This window comes from Microbacterium sp. PRC9, assembly GCF_031844125.1.
In the GTDB taxonomy this organism is placed as follows: Bacteria; Actinomycetota; Actinomycetes; order Actinomycetales; family Microbacteriaceae; genus Microbacterium.
The window spans coordinates 209,847-224,045 of record NZ_JAUZUR010000001.1 but is presented as its reverse complement, the minus strand read 5'-3'; the positions used below and the strand labels follow the sequence as shown (position 1 = coordinate 224,045).

Genomic DNA, 14,199 nt, shown 5'->3' with positions numbered 1-14,199 from the left:
CCCCAAACCGAGGAATAGACCGCGAGACCGCTTTGCGGACGCCGATGCGCGCCGGACTCACTCTGGGCGCGGTGAAGTGACGGCCGTCACCCCCGCGGACGCCGCCACCATGGCCGGCGACGTCGGGCCGCGGCATCCGATTCCTGGTGAGCTCTCACCACTCGCGCTGCGCGGCGCTCGCGCCACGCGGTCACCTCGGCCTCGACGTCCCGAGTGGGCGTCACGACCGGCGGGCCGCCGAGCAGCTGCCGCCTGGCCTCGATGACGCGCCGGTTGAAGTCCTCGACTGCCTCGCGCACGTCGACCTCGCGCGACAGCTCGTCGAGCCGCGCGTCGAACTCGGCGTCCTCGACCCGCAGCCTCAGAGCGGGCGGGCCGAGGCCGGTGAGCTTCTCGGACTCGATCTTGCGGCGGATCCACCAGTCGGGATCGTGACTCCCGCCGAGGCCCGGGATCGGCTTGCCCGCACCGGGAAGGTCGTCGAAGTCGCCGCGCCGCATGGCCTGCTGGATCGCGGTCTCGACCACGGCGGCGCGATCGGCCGCCGAGTACGCCCGAGCGGCCTTCGACGCCGGCGCGGCCGCATCCGTCTCCTCGCCTTCATCTTCGGACGCGAACCCCTGCTCGCGCTGCCACTTCTCGAAGCGGTAGCGCTCGGCGGCTTCACGGGGGTTCTCGGTCATGAGCCCGAGACGTGGTCCCGCCAGGAGTGCTGCGGGTCGTAGCCCAGGAGTCGCCGGGCCTTCTCGATCGACAGGAGGGTGTCGTGCTCGCCGAACTCGCGGGTCTCGACGCCGGGGAAGACCTCGGCGACGAGCTCGGCGTTCGGGCGCGACATCACGGTGTCGGCCGCGGCGATGATGTACGTCTCGAAGCCCGTCGGCGCGACCTCGAGCGCGCGCTGCACCGCCTGCGCGCCGTCGCGCGCGTCGATGTAGCCCCACAGGTTCCACTTGCGCTTCAGCGCGTCGTCGTCGTACGACGGGAACGCCTCGTAGTCCTCCGGCACCATCACGTTCGAGAACCGCAGGCCCGTGATCGACAGATCGGGGTGCCAGCGCACGAGTTCGACGGCCATGCGCTCCTCGAGCGTCTTCACGAGCGAGTACACGGACTCCGGCCGCGGCGGGTACTCCTCGTCGACCGGGATGTACGGCGGGGGCACGTCGAACGGGAGTCCCAGCACCGTCTCGCTCGACGCGTACACGATGCGACGGATGCCGAGCCTCACGGCCGCCCAGAACACGTTGAACGTCGCGTTCATGTTGTTGTGGAACGTCGCGACATCGGAACGGATGCCGGGGGCCGGGATCGCGCCGAGATGCACGACCGCGTCGACCCCGTCGTGGCGGTCGTTCACGGCGGAGAGGGCGTCGACGACCTGGCCGTAGTCGGTGAGGTCGACCTGCACGAAGTCGGGGCCGCGCGTGCCGACGACGTCGATGCCGATGACGTCGTAGCCGGCCGCGCGCAGTTCGCGGGCGACGACGGTTCCGAGCTTTCCGGACGAACCGGTGAGAGCGATGCGCATGGATCCAGCCTGCCACTGCGCCGAGGCGCGCGGGGCGCGAGGGCTAAGGTTGCCGCGATGGACGACAGCGACGCGGCGCCCGGCGCCCGGGTGGGAGTGCGTGACGTCGCGCGCGCCGCGGGGGTCTCGACCCAGACGGTGTCGCGCGTGATCAACCAGCACCCGAACATCCGACCCGAGACCCGCGACCGCGTGCTGCGGGTGATCGACGACCTGGGCTATCGCGTCAACAACGCCGCGCGGACTCTCGGCACGCGGACCACGCGCACGCTCGGCGTCATCGCGTCCGACGCGACGCTGTACGGCCCGGCGGTCGGCATCGCGGCGCTGGAGGCGGCGGCGCGCGACGCGGGGCGGTGGATCGCGACGGCCTACGCCGATGCCTCGGTCGAGGCATCCGTCCGCGACGCGGCCGACCGCCTGCTCGCGCAGGGGGTCGACGGCCTCATCGTGCTCGCGCCCCACGCGGCGACGCTCACCGCGCTGACCGACGCGCATCCCGGCGTCGCGATCGCGGCGTTGCACACCGGATCCGGCGCCGAGCGCCAGGAAGCCGGTGCGGCGCTCGCGATCTCGCACCTCGTCGCCCTGGGGCACCGGCGCATCGGCCGGGTGGCCGGGCCCGGAGAGTGGCTCGAGGCGCGCTCCCGCGAGGCGGGCATGCTGCGCGCGCTCGCCGACGCCGGGGTCGAGCCGGGCCCGCGCTGGAGCGGCGACTGGACGGCGGCCGACGGCGCCGCCCTGGCCCCCGCGATCGTGGCGGAGGTGCGCACTGCCGGCGGCCCGACCGCGATCGCCGCGGCCAACGATCAGATGGCCCTCGGGCTGATCGCCGGGCTCCGCGAGGCGGGCGTCGACGTGCCGGGTGACGTGAGCATCGTCGGCTTCGACGACAACCCGGATGCCGCGTACTACCGTCCGGCGCTCACCACGGTCGGTCTCGACCTCCGAGGAGAGGCGCGCCGCGCCGTCGCCGAGGTGCTCGGGGAGGCGGCATCCGTCCCCGCTCCGCCGCGTCTCGTCGTGCGGGCCTCGACCGCGCCGCCGCGCTGACCTCGAAGGCGGGAAAGCGACGGTGCGAATCGTCGTTGTTACCGGTAACATAGATCGCCGAGGCCCGATGGGCCCGCCCTCTTCACACGAGACCCGACGGAGGACCCCGTGACCAGCCCCGAACCGGCGACCGCTGCCTTCAGCCCGGAGGTCGAGGCATCCATCGCCGCCGTCCGCGCCGACGTCGCAACCCTCCACGCCGAGCTCGTCCGCTACAACCTGATCGTCTGGACCGGCGGCAACGTCTCGGGTCGAGTGCCCGGCGCCGACCTGTTCGTCATCAAGCCCTCGGGCGTCTCGTACGACGACCTCGCGCCCGAGAACATGATCCTGTGCGACCTCGACGGCAACGTCGTCGCGGGCAGCCTCGGCAGCGAGCGGAGCCCGTCGAGTGACACCGCCGCGCACGCCTACGTGTACCGCAACATGCCCGAGGTCGGGGGAGTGGTGCACACGCACTCGACGTTCGCCGTCGCGTGGGCGGCGCGCGGCGAGGAGATCCCCTGCGTCATCACGGCGATGGCCGACGAGTTCGGCGGGCCGATCCCGATCGGTCCGTTCGCGATCATCGGCGACGACTCGATCGGCCGCGGCATCGTCGAGACGCTCACCGGCCACCGCTCGCGCGCGGTGCTGATGCAGAACCACGGCCCGTTCACGATCGGCGTCTCCGCCAAGGACGCGGTGAAGGCCGCCGTGATGGTCGAGGACGTCGCCCGCACCGTGCACTACGCGCGGGAGGCGGGCCCGCTGATCCCGATCCCGCAGGAGGCGATCGACAGCCTCTACGACCGGTATCAGAACGTGTACGGGCAGAGTTCGGACGAGCGTCGCGAAGAGGGCGAGCGATGATGGATGCTGCGGCCGAGGCCATCCGCGAAGGCCGCACCGCACTCGGCATCGAGCTCGGCTCGACCCGCATCAAGGCCTGCCTCGTCGACGCCGACGATCCGGCGACGGTGCTCGCGGTCGGCTCGCACGCCTGGGAGAACCGGCTCGAGGACGGCCTCTGGACCTACTCCCTCGAGGACGTGTGGTCAGGACTGCAGGCCGCCTACACCGACCTCGTCGCCGACGCGCAGCAGCGCCACGGCGTCGCGCCCGACTCGTTCGGGGCGATCGGCGTCTCGGCGATGATGCACGGCTACCTCGCGTTCGACGAGGCCGGCGAGCTGCTCGCGCCGTTCCGCACCTGGCGCAACACGAACACGGGCGTGGCCGCCGCCGAGCTCACCGATGCCTTCGGCGTGAACATCCCGCTCCGCTGGTCGATCGCGCACCTGCACCAGGTCGTGCTCGACGCCGAGGAGCACGTGTCCGACATCCGGTTCGTCACGACGCTCGCGGGCTACGTGCACTGGAGACTGACGGGCGAGAAGGTGCTCGGCGTCGGCGACGCGTCGGGCATGTTCCCGATCGACTCGGCGACACAGGATTACGACGCCGACCTCCTCGCACGGTACGACGCGCTGGCAGCCGACCGGCTGCCGGTCGCGCACGTCGCCGAGCTCCTGCCCACGTCGCTCGTCGCCGGCGCGCCGGCGGGCGCGCTCACGGCGGAGGGCGCGGCGCTGCTCGACGCTTCCGGAACCCTGCGTCCCGGCATCCCGTTCTGCGCTCCCGAGGGCGACGCGGGCACCGGCATGGTCGCGACCAACGCCGTGGCACCACGGTCGGGCAACGTCAGCGCCGGCACGAGCATCTTCGCGATGGTCGTGCTCGAGCGTCCGCTCGCCGAGGTGCACCACGAGCTCGACCTCGTCACGACCCCGGTCGGCGACACCGTCGCGATGGTGCACTGCAACAACGGCGCGAGCGAGCTCGCGGCCTGGGCCGGCATGTTCGCCCGGTTCGCGGAGGCGGCCGGAACCCCGCTGACCGACGACGCGGTGTACGAGACCCTCTTCCGCGAAGCGCTCGACGGCGAGGCCGACGGCGGCGGGCTGCTCGCGTACAACCACCTCGCGGGCGAGCCGATCGCCGGGCTCACCGAGGGGCGTCCGCTCTTCGTCCGCACGCCCGACAGCCGCCTCACGCTCGCCAACGCGATCCGCGCGCAGCTCTACGGCGTGTTCGGCACGCTCGCGCTCGGCATGCGCGTGCTCGACGACGAGGGTGTCGCCCTCGACCGCATGTTCGCGCACGGGGGGATGTTCCGCACCGCCGGCGTCGCGCAGCGCTTCCTCGCCGGCGCGCTCGGTGCTCCCGTGTCGGTCGGCGACACCGCCTCGGAGGGCGGCGCGTGGGGCATCGCGGTGCTCGCCGCGTACGCACGGGCAGTGAGGAACGAGGATGCTGCGGCCGCAGCATCCGGAATCACCCTCGCCTCCTTCCTCGACGACCGCGTGTTCGCCGACGCGGCCATCTCCACCGCCGAACCCGACCCCGCCGACGTCGCCGGGTTCGGCGCCTACCTCGACCGCTATCGCGCCGGCCTCGCCGTCGAAGCCGCCGCCGTCTCCGCTCTCTGACCCACGAAGGACCCACGATGACCCGCACGCCCCTGTCCACCACGCTCGACGCCTACGAGATCTGGTTCGTCACCGGCAGCCAGACGCTGTACGGCGAAGAGACGCTCCGCCAGGTCGCCGAGCAGTCCCAGGCCGTCGCGGCCGGCCTCGATGGCCTTCCCGTCAAGGTCGTGTGGAAGCCCGTTCTCAAGGACTCCGACTCGATCCGCCGACTCGCCCTCGACGTGAACGCCCGCGACGAGGTCATCGGCGTCGTCGCCTGGATGCACACGTTCAGCCCGGCGAAGATGTGGATCGCCGGCCTCGACGCGCTGCAGAAGCCGCTGCTGCACCTGCACACGCAGGCGAACGTCGAGCTGCCGTGGGCCGACATCGACTTCGACTTCATGAACCTCAACCAGGCCGCGCACGGCGACCGGGAGTTCGGCTACATCCAGACGCGCCTCGGTGTGGCCCGCAAGACGGTCGTCGGCCACGTGTCGAACCCCGTCGTGCTGCAGCAGATCGAGGACTGGCAGCGCGCCGCCGCAGGCTGGGCCGCCTCGCGCTCGCTCAAGCTCGCGCGCTTCGGCGACAACATGCGCTACGTCGCGGTGACCGAGGGTGACAAGACCGAGGCAGAACTGCGGTTCGGCGTGCAGGTCAACACGTGGGGCGTCAACGAGCTCGTCGCCGCCGTTGAGGCGCAGACCGACGGCGACGTCGACGCACTCGTCGGGGTCTACCTCGCCGAATACGACGTGGCGGAAGAGCTGCTGCCCGGTGGCGACCGCCACCAGTCGCTGCGCGACGGCGCCGCGATCGAGCTCGGCCTGCGCTCGTTCCTCGAGGAGGGCGGCTTCGGCGCCTTCACGACCTCGTTCGAGGACCTCGGCGCACTGAAGCAGCTCCCGGGTCTCGCGGTGCAGCGCCTCATGGCCGAGGGCTACGGCTTCGGCGCCGAGGGCGACTGGAAGACCGCGATCCTCGTACGCGTCTCCAACGTGATGGGCGCGGGCCTCCCCGGCGGCGCGAGCCTCATGGAGGACTACACCTACGACCTCGTGCCGGGCGGCGAGCGGATCCTCGGCGCGCACATGCTCGAGGTGTCGCCGTCGCTGACGACCGCCAAGCCGCGCCTCGAGGTGCACGCGCTCGGCATCGGCGGCAAGGAGGACCCGGTGCGCCTGGTCTTCACCGCTGACCCCGGCCCCGCGCTCGTCGTCGCGATGAGCGACATGCGCGACCGCTTCCGTCTCGTCGCCAACGTCGTCGAGAACGTCGACGCCCCCGACCTGCCGAAGCTGCCCGTCGGCCGCGCGGTGTGGAAGCCCGCGCCCGATTTCGCGACGAGCGCCGCCTGCTGGCTCGCCGCCGGCGCCGCCCACCACACCGTCATGACGACGGCGGTCGGCATCGACGTCTTCCGCGACTTCGCCGACATCGCCGCCACCGAGCTCGTCGTCATCGACGACGACACCACGGTGCGCGGCTTCCAGCGGGAGCTGCGCTGGAACCAGGCGTACTACCGCCTCGCCCAGGGCTTCTGACCCCGGCGCGGAATCCCCGGTCTCGACGAGACCGGGGATTCCGCACGAACCCGAGGGCATCGCCCTCGGTCTCAGCGCGAATCCCTTGGTTCGAAGCGTCCCACGCCTCGCCGCTACTCTGGTTGGCGGCATCCCCGATCCCCAAGGAGCCCTCATGGCACGTCCCCCCGCATCCGGAACCCAGCACGCACTCCGCGCCGGCGACTACGAGGCCGTCGTGGCGAGCGTCGGCGCGACGCTCCGCTCGCTCGCGTATCGCGGTCGCGACCTCGTCGTGCCGTTCGAGGCCGACGAGGTTCGTCCCGCGCATCGCGGCGCGACCCTCGCCCCCTGGCCGAACCGCGTGGTCGACGGGCGCTACTCGTTCGGCGGCCGCGACTTCCAGCTGCCGCTCACCGAGCCCGCGCGTTCGCACGCGCTGCACGGCCTCGCCACGTGGCTCGACTTCGAGGCGATCGACAAGGGCCCCGACCATGTGACCCTGGCGGCCGTCATCCAGCCGCAGACGTTCTTCCCGTGGCGCCTCGTCATCACCACGACGTTCTCGCTCGGCCCTGACGGGCTCACGCAGTCGGTGACGGCGCACAACGAGAGCGACGAGCCCGCCCCGTGGGGCACCGGCCCGCACCCCTACCTCGTCGCCGGTGACGGCCGCGTCGACGGCTGGACGCTCGAGCTGCCCGCCGCCCGGGTGCTGGCCGTCACGCCCGACCGACTCATCCCGACCGACCTCGTCGCCGTCGACGTCGACGACCCGCAGCGCTTCGACTTCCGCTCCGCCCGCGAGATCGGCGCCGCCGAGATCGACCACGCGTACTCGGGCCTGATCCGCGACGCCGACGGCACCGCGACGGTGCGCGTGACCGATGCCGCGGGCTCGGGTGTCGAGATGTCGTGGGATGCCGCGTGCCCGTGGGTACAGGTCCACACCGCCGACAAGCCCGACCCCGCGCAGAGCCGCCTGGGCCTCGCCGTGGAGCCCATGACGTGCGCGCCCGATGCGTTCAACGCCGGGTCGTACGACTACGACGCAGGGCTCATCGTCATCGAGCCCGAGGCATCCGTCACGGCTTCGTGGCGCATCGCCGCCATCGACTGAGTCTCGTGACGCAGCGAAAGCGGAGCCGGCCCCCCGGTCGGCTCCGCTTTCATCGTCTGCGGATCAGCTGTCCCGCAGGTCTTCCTTGATTTCGTTGCGCGTTTTCACCGAGTCGCGCTCCGCTTCGGCCTTCTTGACGTCGGCATCAGCCTTCATCTCGTCGACCTTGTCCCCGACTCGATCGGTGGTGTCTTCCCACGCGTCCTGGATCTTCTCGCCGACGGCCTTGGCCGTCTCCTTCGCGTCTTCCATGAATCCCATCGATCTCTCCTCTCATGAGGGATGACACCGACGCTACGCGTGAGGGGCAGGACCGGTCAGGGGGTTGATTCGGCGCGTGACCATTGATAACGGACGCACGGATGCTGCCGCCCCGGCCGCGTCGCTGAGAGCTCTGCGCGTGGGTGGCGCCGTCAGCGGACCGGTGTCGTGGTGTCGATCGCGTCGCGCAGCGGGCGGCGCATCGGCGCCCAGTAGTGCGTCGGGGTGACCCGGGCCAGCACGTCGACCAGGCGCGCCTCGCGGCCGATCATCGTGCGCGGACGCCGGCGGATCGTCGCCTCGACGATGCGCGCCGCCGCGTCCGCGGGCTCGGTGTGGTACATCGCGGCCTGAGCGGCCGCCGCGCGCTGCGCGACCGCGGGATCGATCGCCGCGGCGTACCGGCCATGCAGGATGATGCCGGTCTTCACCCCCGCAGGGTAGACCGCGCCGACGGTGATCGTGGAGCGCTCGAGCTCGTGACGCAGCGACTCGGTGAACCCGCGCACCGCGAACTTGCTCATGGCATAGGGGATGCGCCCTGCAGGAGCCGCGAGCCCGTAGATCGAGACGAGATGCGTGATGTGGGCGGCCGGCTCGCGCCGAAGTGCAGGAAGCAGCGCCTGGGTGACGTTGACGGTGCCCCACAGGTTCACGTCCATGAGCCAGCGCATCTCGGCCATTGTCACCTGGTCGATGTCGCCGAGCATCGACGATCCGGCGCATGTCACGAGCGCCTGGATGCGTGAATGGGATGCCTCGACCTCCGCCACGGCCGCCGAGACCGCGTCGTCGTCGGTGAGGTCGATCACGTGCGTGGTGTGCCCGGTGCCGTCGAGGGTGGCGGCCACCGCGGCGAGGCCCTCGGGGTTGCGGTCGAGCAGGGCGATGCGCGCTCCGCGCGCGGCCAGCTGCCGTGCGACATCGGCACCCATTCCCGCGGCGGCGCCGGTGATGACGGTGGTGCGCCCGCGCACGTCCAGCGGTGGCTGCTTCGCCATGTGATGCCTCTCGGTCCGGTCGTCGCCGTCGACGAGCCGCGCATACGATTCTCGCTGACTCGGGAGTGCCCGACGGACGCTAGCCTTCAAGGGGAGGTTCGATGGGCAAGACCGCAGAGGCGATCGCCGAAGGGGTGTCCATCGCGTCCGCCGCAGCGCGCCTGGCGATCCGCAACCGCATCCTCGTCGAGACGATCGCGCACGATGAGGCGTTCGACGTGGTGGCCTTCACGCCGTTCGCGCGAGAGACCCTTCTCGGCCTCGCCGACGAGCAGGAGCAGGCTGCCGCGCTCGTGAAGCGTCAGCGCAAGAAGGCGTGGGGCAAGTTCACCGATCCCGACGGCACCCACGACTACCGCGACCGCGACACCCGCAACCTCCGCCGGCGCGGCCGGCAGTACGCCGGCGTCGCGACGGCACTCCGGCGCATGGCCGACGACCCTCACGTCGTGCGCACGTTCATCGAGCAGTCGCGTGACGCCGCGTGGGGCGACGTCGAGGCCAATCTCCAGCGCCGCTTGCGGGTCGAGGGCATGCGCCCCGAGCTCGACCCCGACTACGACCGCATGCGCGCCGCCCGCATGCAGTCGATCCGCCTCGTCGACCTCCCGCGCCTCGCCGCCCACAAGCGTCATCAGGACGATCCGGAGACGGATGCTGCGCCCCCGGCCGAGCCCGCAGCACACTCGCCGCGCATCTCGGGCATCGATGTGAGCGAGCTCGACTCCTGACGCGTGTCTGTGCCCGGGCGTAGCCTCGAGCCGTGGCCGACGCAGCCCCACCGCATCCGATGCGCTTTCCTCCGGATCATCCGCTGACCGAGCGGGTGCGCGCCATCTGCCTGCCCTACCCTGAGGCGGCAGAAGTGCCGGCGCACGGCCGCTCGACCTTCCGAGCGGGCAAGCGCCAGTTCGCGATCGTCGGCGCCGCCCACGACGACGCCGGAGCAGTCGAGTTCATCCCCGACGGCCTGGAGCGTCCGGTGCTGCTCGAACGCGACGACGTCTTCGTGCCGCCCTACGAGGGCGCGTACGGGTGGCTCGCGCTGCGTGTGGAACCGGATGCCGGTGACTGGGAGCTCCTTGCCGAGCTCATCGACACCTCGTATCGACAGGTCGCGCTGCAACGACAGCTGCGTGCTCTCGACGGCGAGTAGGGGAGTGCTGATGAGTGCGGACACGCCCGGGAAACCAGCATCCGACCGCCGATTCGCGCGGCGCGCATCCGTCAGGTATTCTTGACGACGTTGTGCGCGAGAGCAAGCAACATGCGCCCGTAGCTCAATGGATAGAGCATCTGACTACGGATCAGAAGGTTAGGGGTTCGAGTCCCTTCGGGCGCGCACTGTGTTGAGACAGTAACCATCGAAAACCCGCGGATTTCCGCGGGTTTTCGTGTTTCTGGTGCCGGTCGCATCCCTCTGATCCTGCGGGCGTTTCCGTCTGACCGCGAATCGCAGGGTCTGCCGGCAGAGCTGTGGATTTCCAAGGATGCCGCGAGTCGACATCGTCGGAATCAGAAGGGGCGCCGTCCGGTGTGTGCACGCATGTGTGCACTAGAAGGTGGCCGCTGTGCAGTGGCCGTGGCCGATGTTTCGGGGGAGCGCTAGGGATTCCTTTGCGTGCATCTCGGGCCTCACAACACTGTGGCGGCGTCCGCCTTGTTCGCCGCTGTTCACTTCGTGTGAGGCTGAGATCTCAATCGTCGCCCGCTGGGAGCCCCATGTTCACCGTCACTGAGACGATCTTGATCGAACGACCCACTCAGGAGGTCTTCGACTTCCTCACCGACGCCGCGTCGCGATCGCAGTGGGACGAGTCGGTGGTCTTCGAGGAACTCACCTCGCCGCTGCCCGTGGGCGTCGGGACCACCATCCATTCACGCCTTCGTGCGATGGGTCGCGAGAACGACTTTCGCTGGCGGGTGATGCAGTTCGATCCGCCCGCGCGGATGGCAACGGTGAGTACCTCCGGGCCGGTGCCGACAACGCTGGTGATGGACTTCATTGCCTCTGGCAACGCCTGCGACGTGCGCGCGACCATCGAAGCCACGCCCGAGGGCCTGATGCAGTTCGTCGAACCGTTGATCCGCGAGATGGTGCGCACCAACCTGAGCACCGGGCTTGCTCGCGCGAAAGCGCTCCTCGAGGGGCACGCGATCCTCGGCTGAAGGCGCCGTCACGCCCTCTCTCGACCGCGGGCGCAGCCTGCACCGGCACAGCTACCTCCTGCACCGGCGCAGCTCCGGTCTACCAGGGCGAGTTGTTCGTGCGGCACGCTGTACAGGTGTCCAAGGTCAATGAGCGAGCAGCGTCGGCGGTCGACCCGAGCACTCCTCCGTCGATTCTGCGGGAACTCGCATCCGATGCTTCCCCCAGAGTGCGCGAGGCAGTCGCGAGCAATCCCGCGACCCCTGCCGACGCACTGCAGATGCTCGTCGCCGATCACAAGCCCGCGGTCAGTTGGGCGGTCGCGATGAACCCCAGCCCGCTCGCACGTCCGATCGCGATCGCCGCGTCCGATGCGCGTACCCGTGAGCTCGCGGCTGCGCGGGATGACGTCGATGCGGAAGACCTTCGCAGGCTGGTCAGCGATCCCGTTCGCAGTGTCCGCGAGCAGGTAGCGGACGTCACTACAAGCGGCGAGCTCGCTCGCGCGCTCGCTCAAGACGAGGATCCGCGCATGCGCGGACGGATCATCCACAACCCCGCACTGCCAGTCGAGGATGTCGAACGGCTCGCACACGATCCGGTGGCCGCGGTTCGATCCTCCGCCGCGGCTTCACGGCGGCTGGCGCCGGAGACGCTGGCGATGCTGGCGGTCGACAGATCAGCGGTGGTCCGGTGGAACGTGCTTGTGAACAATCCGGAGCGGCTCGACCTTGCACGCTTGATCGCCGACGACTCGGACGAGATGAACTCCCGTCAGGCGGCAGCGCAACTGGCGAGCCCCCGCGACTTCACGGCCTTCCTCGGCCCTATCGACCTCGTCGATTAGCCGACCCGCGAAAGCGCGGACCGGATGCCGGTCCTTGCGCGTGCACGGCCGGCTGGAAGTTGAAGAGTTTGGCGCCCCTGACGGCCGACGGTTGGCGGCATAGGATCGCGGCATGCCCGATCGAATCATGTTCGTCCAGCTCAAGACTGGTTACAACACCGATGCCGGGCCGTCTTGGATCAGCATGGTGACGTTCACGAACACATGGCGGACCGCCTACTTTCACGGACGCACGCTCCGAAGGGTCACGGGCACCGCCTACGCGAACTACGACAGCAACTTCTACGACGTCGAGTCCGACGAGCGCTACTGGGTTTCGGGACCGAAGCGGGATCAGACCGATGCGCGCTATCGCCATCACAAACCGGTCGTCGACGAGGACTGCCGTGAGCAGTACGAGGCGTTTCTCGTTGGGGTGGCTCTGCCCGGGCGCGAACGCGGGTAAGTGTCGGGACGCTACGGAACGAGCCCTTCGTCCGCCGTGCGAATATCGGTCGTCCTGCGGGCGCTGTGCGTGACGTGGGTGTCAGCGGGGGCGCTGCACGAACGCAAGCGTGAGGTACGGCAGGTGATCTCGCGGAACGACGGCGGTAAGGGCGCCGCCGCTGGGGAGCTTTGCACCTACTGCGTAGGCGAATGGGTCGGTGTCGATCTCCGAACCCGAGACGACAGTCCCATCGATCGACACGGCGACACCGCGACGCACAACCCGCTCTGAGGTCAGGGCGGCCGACGACCAATCGTGCACACCAAGCCCGAGCTGCTCGCGGAACTGGTTCATGAGGACGTGGTTCGTGTGCTGCACCAGCAACGAATCGAGGGTGCTGCGATCGGTCTCCTCACGATGCCAGGTCGTCTGCACAGCCTCCCAGAGCATCGGATACCGCATCCGCTCGACGGACTCGACCAACCAGGCCGGGCGCGGCCAGGGCGGCACCTCGTCGAGCGCACGGCGGGTGGCCTCGTCGAGGTCCGCGAGGTTCACCGGGTCGGACTTGTTCACCGGGTTCCGCCACAGCGTCGCCGACATGCTGACAGTCATCGCATCGACGCCGCTACCGCTACTGGTGGTGGAGATACCGAAATCCACGAACTCCACGGACGGCTGCGGAACGAGGCCGACAATCGGGACCGGCATGTCCTTCAGCCGCTCCTCGCGTTCGAGCCGCGGGTCAGGCGCATCCTCGGGAAGAACTCCGGCGAACTGCATGACGCCATCCTTAGCGAAAATCTACGCAATCCGCCAGAGTGCAATCCCTGCCGGGCCTCGCAGGTCCCCAAGCATTCGCGAGCTGTGACCAGCCCAGGGATCAGATATCCCCCGACGCGCCAGGTCGCCCCACCACGACGATCCGCATACTGGACCTCCCGGTCCTCGGCGTTACAGGTTGATGTGGATGCGGTAGAGGCTGGTGGATGCGGTGATGTAAAGCGTCGCACCGTCCTCGCCTCCGAAGCAGACGTTGGACACGATCTCGGGAACGGGGATCACGCCGACACGGGCACCCTCCGCATCGAAGACGACGACGCCGGTGGCGCTGGATGCCCAGACGCGCCCGCGGGCGTCGACGCGCAGGCCGTCGCACACTCCGTCCCCGATCAGCGCGAAGGTCTCTCCCTGATCACATGCGCCGTCGCGCACGCGGTAGCGGCGGATGTGGCGGGGGACGCCGGGCTGCGTGGCCCCTGCCGTGTCCGACACGTAGAGGACCGTCTCATCCGGTGAGAACGCGAGTCCGTTCGGATGCACCATATCGGTGATCACCGGCCGCAGCTCTCCCCTCCGCTCGTCGAAGCGGAACACGAAGCATCCTTCGTACTCGGGCGCCGCGGAGTGTCCTTCGTGATCGGAGAGGATGCCGTAGGGCGGATCGGTGAACCAGATCGCGCCGTCTGAAGCGACCACCACGTCGTTCGGCGAATTGAAGCGCACACCGTCCCACCGATCGACGATCGGCGTCACGACCCCGTCGACGTCGCGCTCGATTCGGCGCAGTCCGTGCGAGCACTGCACGACCCGACCCTCGAGATCGAGGGTCCGACCGTTCGTGAACTCGACTCCGGCTCGATACACGTCTACGCGCCCGGTCGCGGCGTCGAACTGCAGGATCCTGTCGTTCGGGATATCGCTCCAGCGCACGGCTCCAGCATCCGGGAGCCAGACCGGTCCCTCGGCCCACGCCATACCGGTGTACAGGCGCTCCAGCTGTGCGCCCGACTGAATCAGAGGCGTGGTCTCGGTCATTCCAGGGTCAACT

16 protein-coding genes and 1 tRNA gene are annotated in these 14,199 nt (G+C 69.8%); 11 read left to right on the top strand and 6 right to left on the bottom strand.

The window, feature by feature from the left end:
* Positions 1-86: 86 nt before the first annotated feature.
* Together Q9R33_RS00975 and Q9R33_RS00970 are read right to left on the bottom strand one after the other, a co-directional pair.
* Complete coding sequence (locus tag Q9R33_RS00975; protein ID WP_311292574.1) at positions 87-683, bottom strand: DUF1992 domain-containing protein; 597 nt, start codon at positions 681-683, stop codon at positions 87-89.
* A complete protein-coding gene (locus Q9R33_RS00970) occupies positions 680-1,531 on the bottom strand; it encodes an NAD(P)-dependent oxidoreductase (RefSeq protein WP_311292573.1) in 852 nt (283 codons plus the stop codon). Before Q9R33_RS00970 ends, Q9R33_RS00975 begins: the two co-directional genes overlap by 4 nt.
* A gap of 57 nt (positions 1,532-1,588) precedes the next feature.
* On the opposite strand from Q9R33_RS00970, the gene Q9R33_RS00965 reads away from it, so the two are divergent.
* From Q9R33_RS00965 to Q9R33_RS00945, 5 genes are all read left to right on the top strand, one after another.
* Positions 1,589-2,584, top strand: a complete 996-nt coding sequence (locus tag Q9R33_RS00965; protein ID WP_311292572.1) for a substrate-binding domain-containing protein — start codon at positions 1,589-1,591, stop codon at positions 2,582-2,584.
* A 108-nt stretch (positions 2,585-2,692) separates the two neighbouring features.
* Positions 2,693-3,436, top strand: coding sequence for an L-ribulose-5-phosphate 4-epimerase (locus Q9R33_RS00960; protein ID WP_311292571.1), 744 nt, complete (start codon positions 2,693-2,695; stop codon positions 3,434-3,436).
* Positions 3,433-5,055, top strand: a complete 1,623-nt coding sequence (locus Q9R33_RS00955; protein WP_311292570.1) for an FGGY-family carbohydrate kinase — start codon at positions 3,433-3,435, stop codon at positions 5,053-5,055. The genes Q9R33_RS00960 and Q9R33_RS00955 overlap by 4 nt, the downstream gene beginning before the upstream one ends.
* A 17-nt stretch (positions 5,056-5,072) precedes the next feature.
* On the top strand, positions 5,073-6,584 hold the full coding sequence (gene araA / locus Q9R33_RS00950) for an L-arabinose isomerase (protein WP_311292569.1): 1,512 nt from the start codon (positions 5,073-5,075) through the stop codon (positions 6,582-6,584).
* A gap of 154 nt (positions 6,585-6,738) precedes the next feature.
* Positions 6,739-7,683, top strand: coding sequence for an aldose 1-epimerase family protein (locus Q9R33_RS00945; protein ID WP_311292568.1), 945 nt, complete (start codon positions 6,739-6,741; stop codon positions 7,681-7,683).
* 63 nt (positions 7,684-7,746) lie between these two features.
* On the opposite strand, the gene Q9R33_RS00940 is transcribed toward Q9R33_RS00945, so the two are convergent.
* Both Q9R33_RS00940 and Q9R33_RS00935 read right to left on the bottom strand, forming a co-directional pair.
* Positions 7,747-7,944, bottom strand: a complete 198-nt coding sequence (locus Q9R33_RS00940; RefSeq protein WP_056368652.1) for a hypothetical protein — start codon at positions 7,942-7,944, stop codon at positions 7,747-7,749.
* Between the two features lie 152 nt (positions 7,945-8,096).
* Positions 8,097-8,945 carry an SDR family NAD(P)-dependent oxidoreductase gene (locus tag Q9R33_RS00935; RefSeq protein ID WP_311292567.1) on the bottom strand — a complete coding sequence of 283 codons (849 nt, stop codon included), beginning with the start codon at positions 8,943-8,945 and terminating at the stop codon, positions 8,097-8,099.
* 101 nt (positions 8,946-9,046) lie between these two features.
* Here Q9R33_RS00935 and Q9R33_RS00930 point away from each other — a divergent pair, with 101 nt between their 5' ends.
* From Q9R33_RS00930 to Q9R33_RS00905, 6 genes are all read left to right on the top strand, one after another.
* Positions 9,047-9,676, top strand: a complete 630-nt coding sequence (locus Q9R33_RS00930) for a hypothetical protein (protein ID WP_056368656.1) — start codon at positions 9,047-9,049, stop codon at positions 9,674-9,676.
* Positions 9,677-9,708: 32 nt separating this feature from the next.
* The gene (locus Q9R33_RS00925; RefSeq protein ID WP_200919473.1) at positions 9,709-10,101 is read left to right on the top strand and encodes an MmcQ/YjbR family DNA-binding protein; all 393 of its coding nucleotides are present in this window, start codon (positions 9,709-9,711) and stop codon (positions 10,099-10,101) included.
* Between the two features lie 113 nt (positions 10,102-10,214).
* Positions 10,215-10,287 (top strand) — tRNA-Arg (locus Q9R33_RS00920).
* A gap of 380 nt (positions 10,288-10,667) precedes the next feature.
* Positions 10,668-11,114 (top strand): SRPBCC family protein, encoded by a 447-nt coding sequence (locus Q9R33_RS00915; RefSeq protein ID WP_311292566.1) that lies wholly within the window; start codon positions 10,668-10,670, stop codon positions 11,112-11,114.
* Positions 11,115-11,230: 116 nt separating this feature from the next.
* On the top strand, positions 11,231-11,941 hold the full coding sequence (locus Q9R33_RS00910) for a hypothetical protein (protein ID WP_311292565.1): 711 nt from the start codon (positions 11,231-11,233) through the stop codon (positions 11,939-11,941).
* 112 nt (positions 11,942-12,053) lie between these two features.
* Complete coding sequence (locus Q9R33_RS00905; protein ID WP_311292564.1) at positions 12,054-12,386, top strand: hypothetical protein; 333 nt, start codon at positions 12,054-12,056, stop codon at positions 12,384-12,386.
* 81 nt (positions 12,387-12,467) lie between these two features.
* On the opposite strand, the gene Q9R33_RS00900 is transcribed toward Q9R33_RS00905, so the two are convergent.
* Both Q9R33_RS00900 and Q9R33_RS00895 read right to left on the bottom strand, forming a co-directional pair.
* Positions 12,468-13,151, bottom strand: coding sequence for a hypothetical protein (locus tag Q9R33_RS00900; RefSeq protein ID WP_311292563.1), 684 nt, complete (start codon positions 13,149-13,151; stop codon positions 12,468-12,470).
* Positions 13,152-13,322: 171 nt separating this feature from the next.
* Positions 13,323-14,186 carry an SMP-30/gluconolactonase/LRE family protein gene (locus tag Q9R33_RS00895; RefSeq protein WP_311292562.1) on the bottom strand — a complete coding sequence of 288 codons (864 nt, stop codon included), beginning with the start codon at positions 14,184-14,186 and terminating at the stop codon, positions 13,323-13,325.
* Positions 14,187-14,199 lie beyond the last annotated feature (13 nt).

Bases quoted from the DNA above. Each gene is read 5' to 3' on its own strand.
- Q9R33_RS00940 (WP_056368652.1), bottom strand. From the start codon at position 7,944: ATGGGATTCATGGAAGACGCGAAGGAGACGGCCAAGGCCGTCGGCGAG.
- Q9R33_RS00975 (WP_311292574.1), bottom strand. From the start codon at position 683: ATGACCGAGAACCCCCGTGAAGCCGCCGAGCGCTACCGCTTCGAGAAG.
- araA (WP_311292569.1), top strand. From the start codon at position 5,073: ATGACCCGCACGCCCCTGTCCACCACGCTCGACGCCTACGAGATCTGG.
- Q9R33_RS00965 (WP_311292572.1), top strand. From the start codon at position 1,589: ATGGACGACAGCGACGCGGCGCCCGGCGCCCGGGTGGGAGTGCGTGAC.
- Q9R33_RS00945 (WP_311292568.1), top strand. From the start codon at position 6,739: ATGGCACGTCCCCCCGCATCCGGAACCCAGCACGCACTCCGCGCCGGC.
- Q9R33_RS00930 (WP_056368656.1), top strand. From the start codon at position 9,047: ATGGGCAAGACCGCAGAGGCGATCGCCGAAGGGGTGTCCATCGCGTCC.
- Q9R33_RS00935 (WP_311292567.1), bottom strand. From the start codon at position 8,945: ATGGCGAAGCAGCCACCGCTGGACGTGCGCGGGCGCACCACCGTCATC.
- Q9R33_RS00970 (WP_311292573.1), bottom strand. From the start codon at position 1,531: ATGCGCATCGCTCTCACCGGTTCGTCCGGAAAGCTCGGAACCGTCGTC.
- Q9R33_RS00915 (WP_311292566.1), top strand. From the start codon at position 10,668: ATGTTCACCGTCACTGAGACGATCTTGATCGAACGACCCACTCAGGAG.
- Q9R33_RS00895 (WP_311292562.1), bottom strand. From the start codon at position 14,186: ATGACCGAGACCACGCCTCTGATTCAGTCGGGCGCACAGCTGGAGCGC.
- Q9R33_RS00900 (WP_311292563.1), bottom strand. From the start codon at position 13,151: ATGCAGTTCGCCGGAGTTCTTCCCGAGGATGCGCCTGACCCGCGGCTC.
- Q9R33_RS00905 (WP_311292564.1), top strand. From the start codon at position 12,054: ATGCCCGATCGAATCATGTTCGTCCAGCTCAAGACTGGTTACAACACC.
- Q9R33_RS00955 (WP_311292570.1), top strand. From the start codon at position 3,433: ATGATGGATGCTGCGGCCGAGGCCATCCGCGAAGGCCGCACCGCACTC.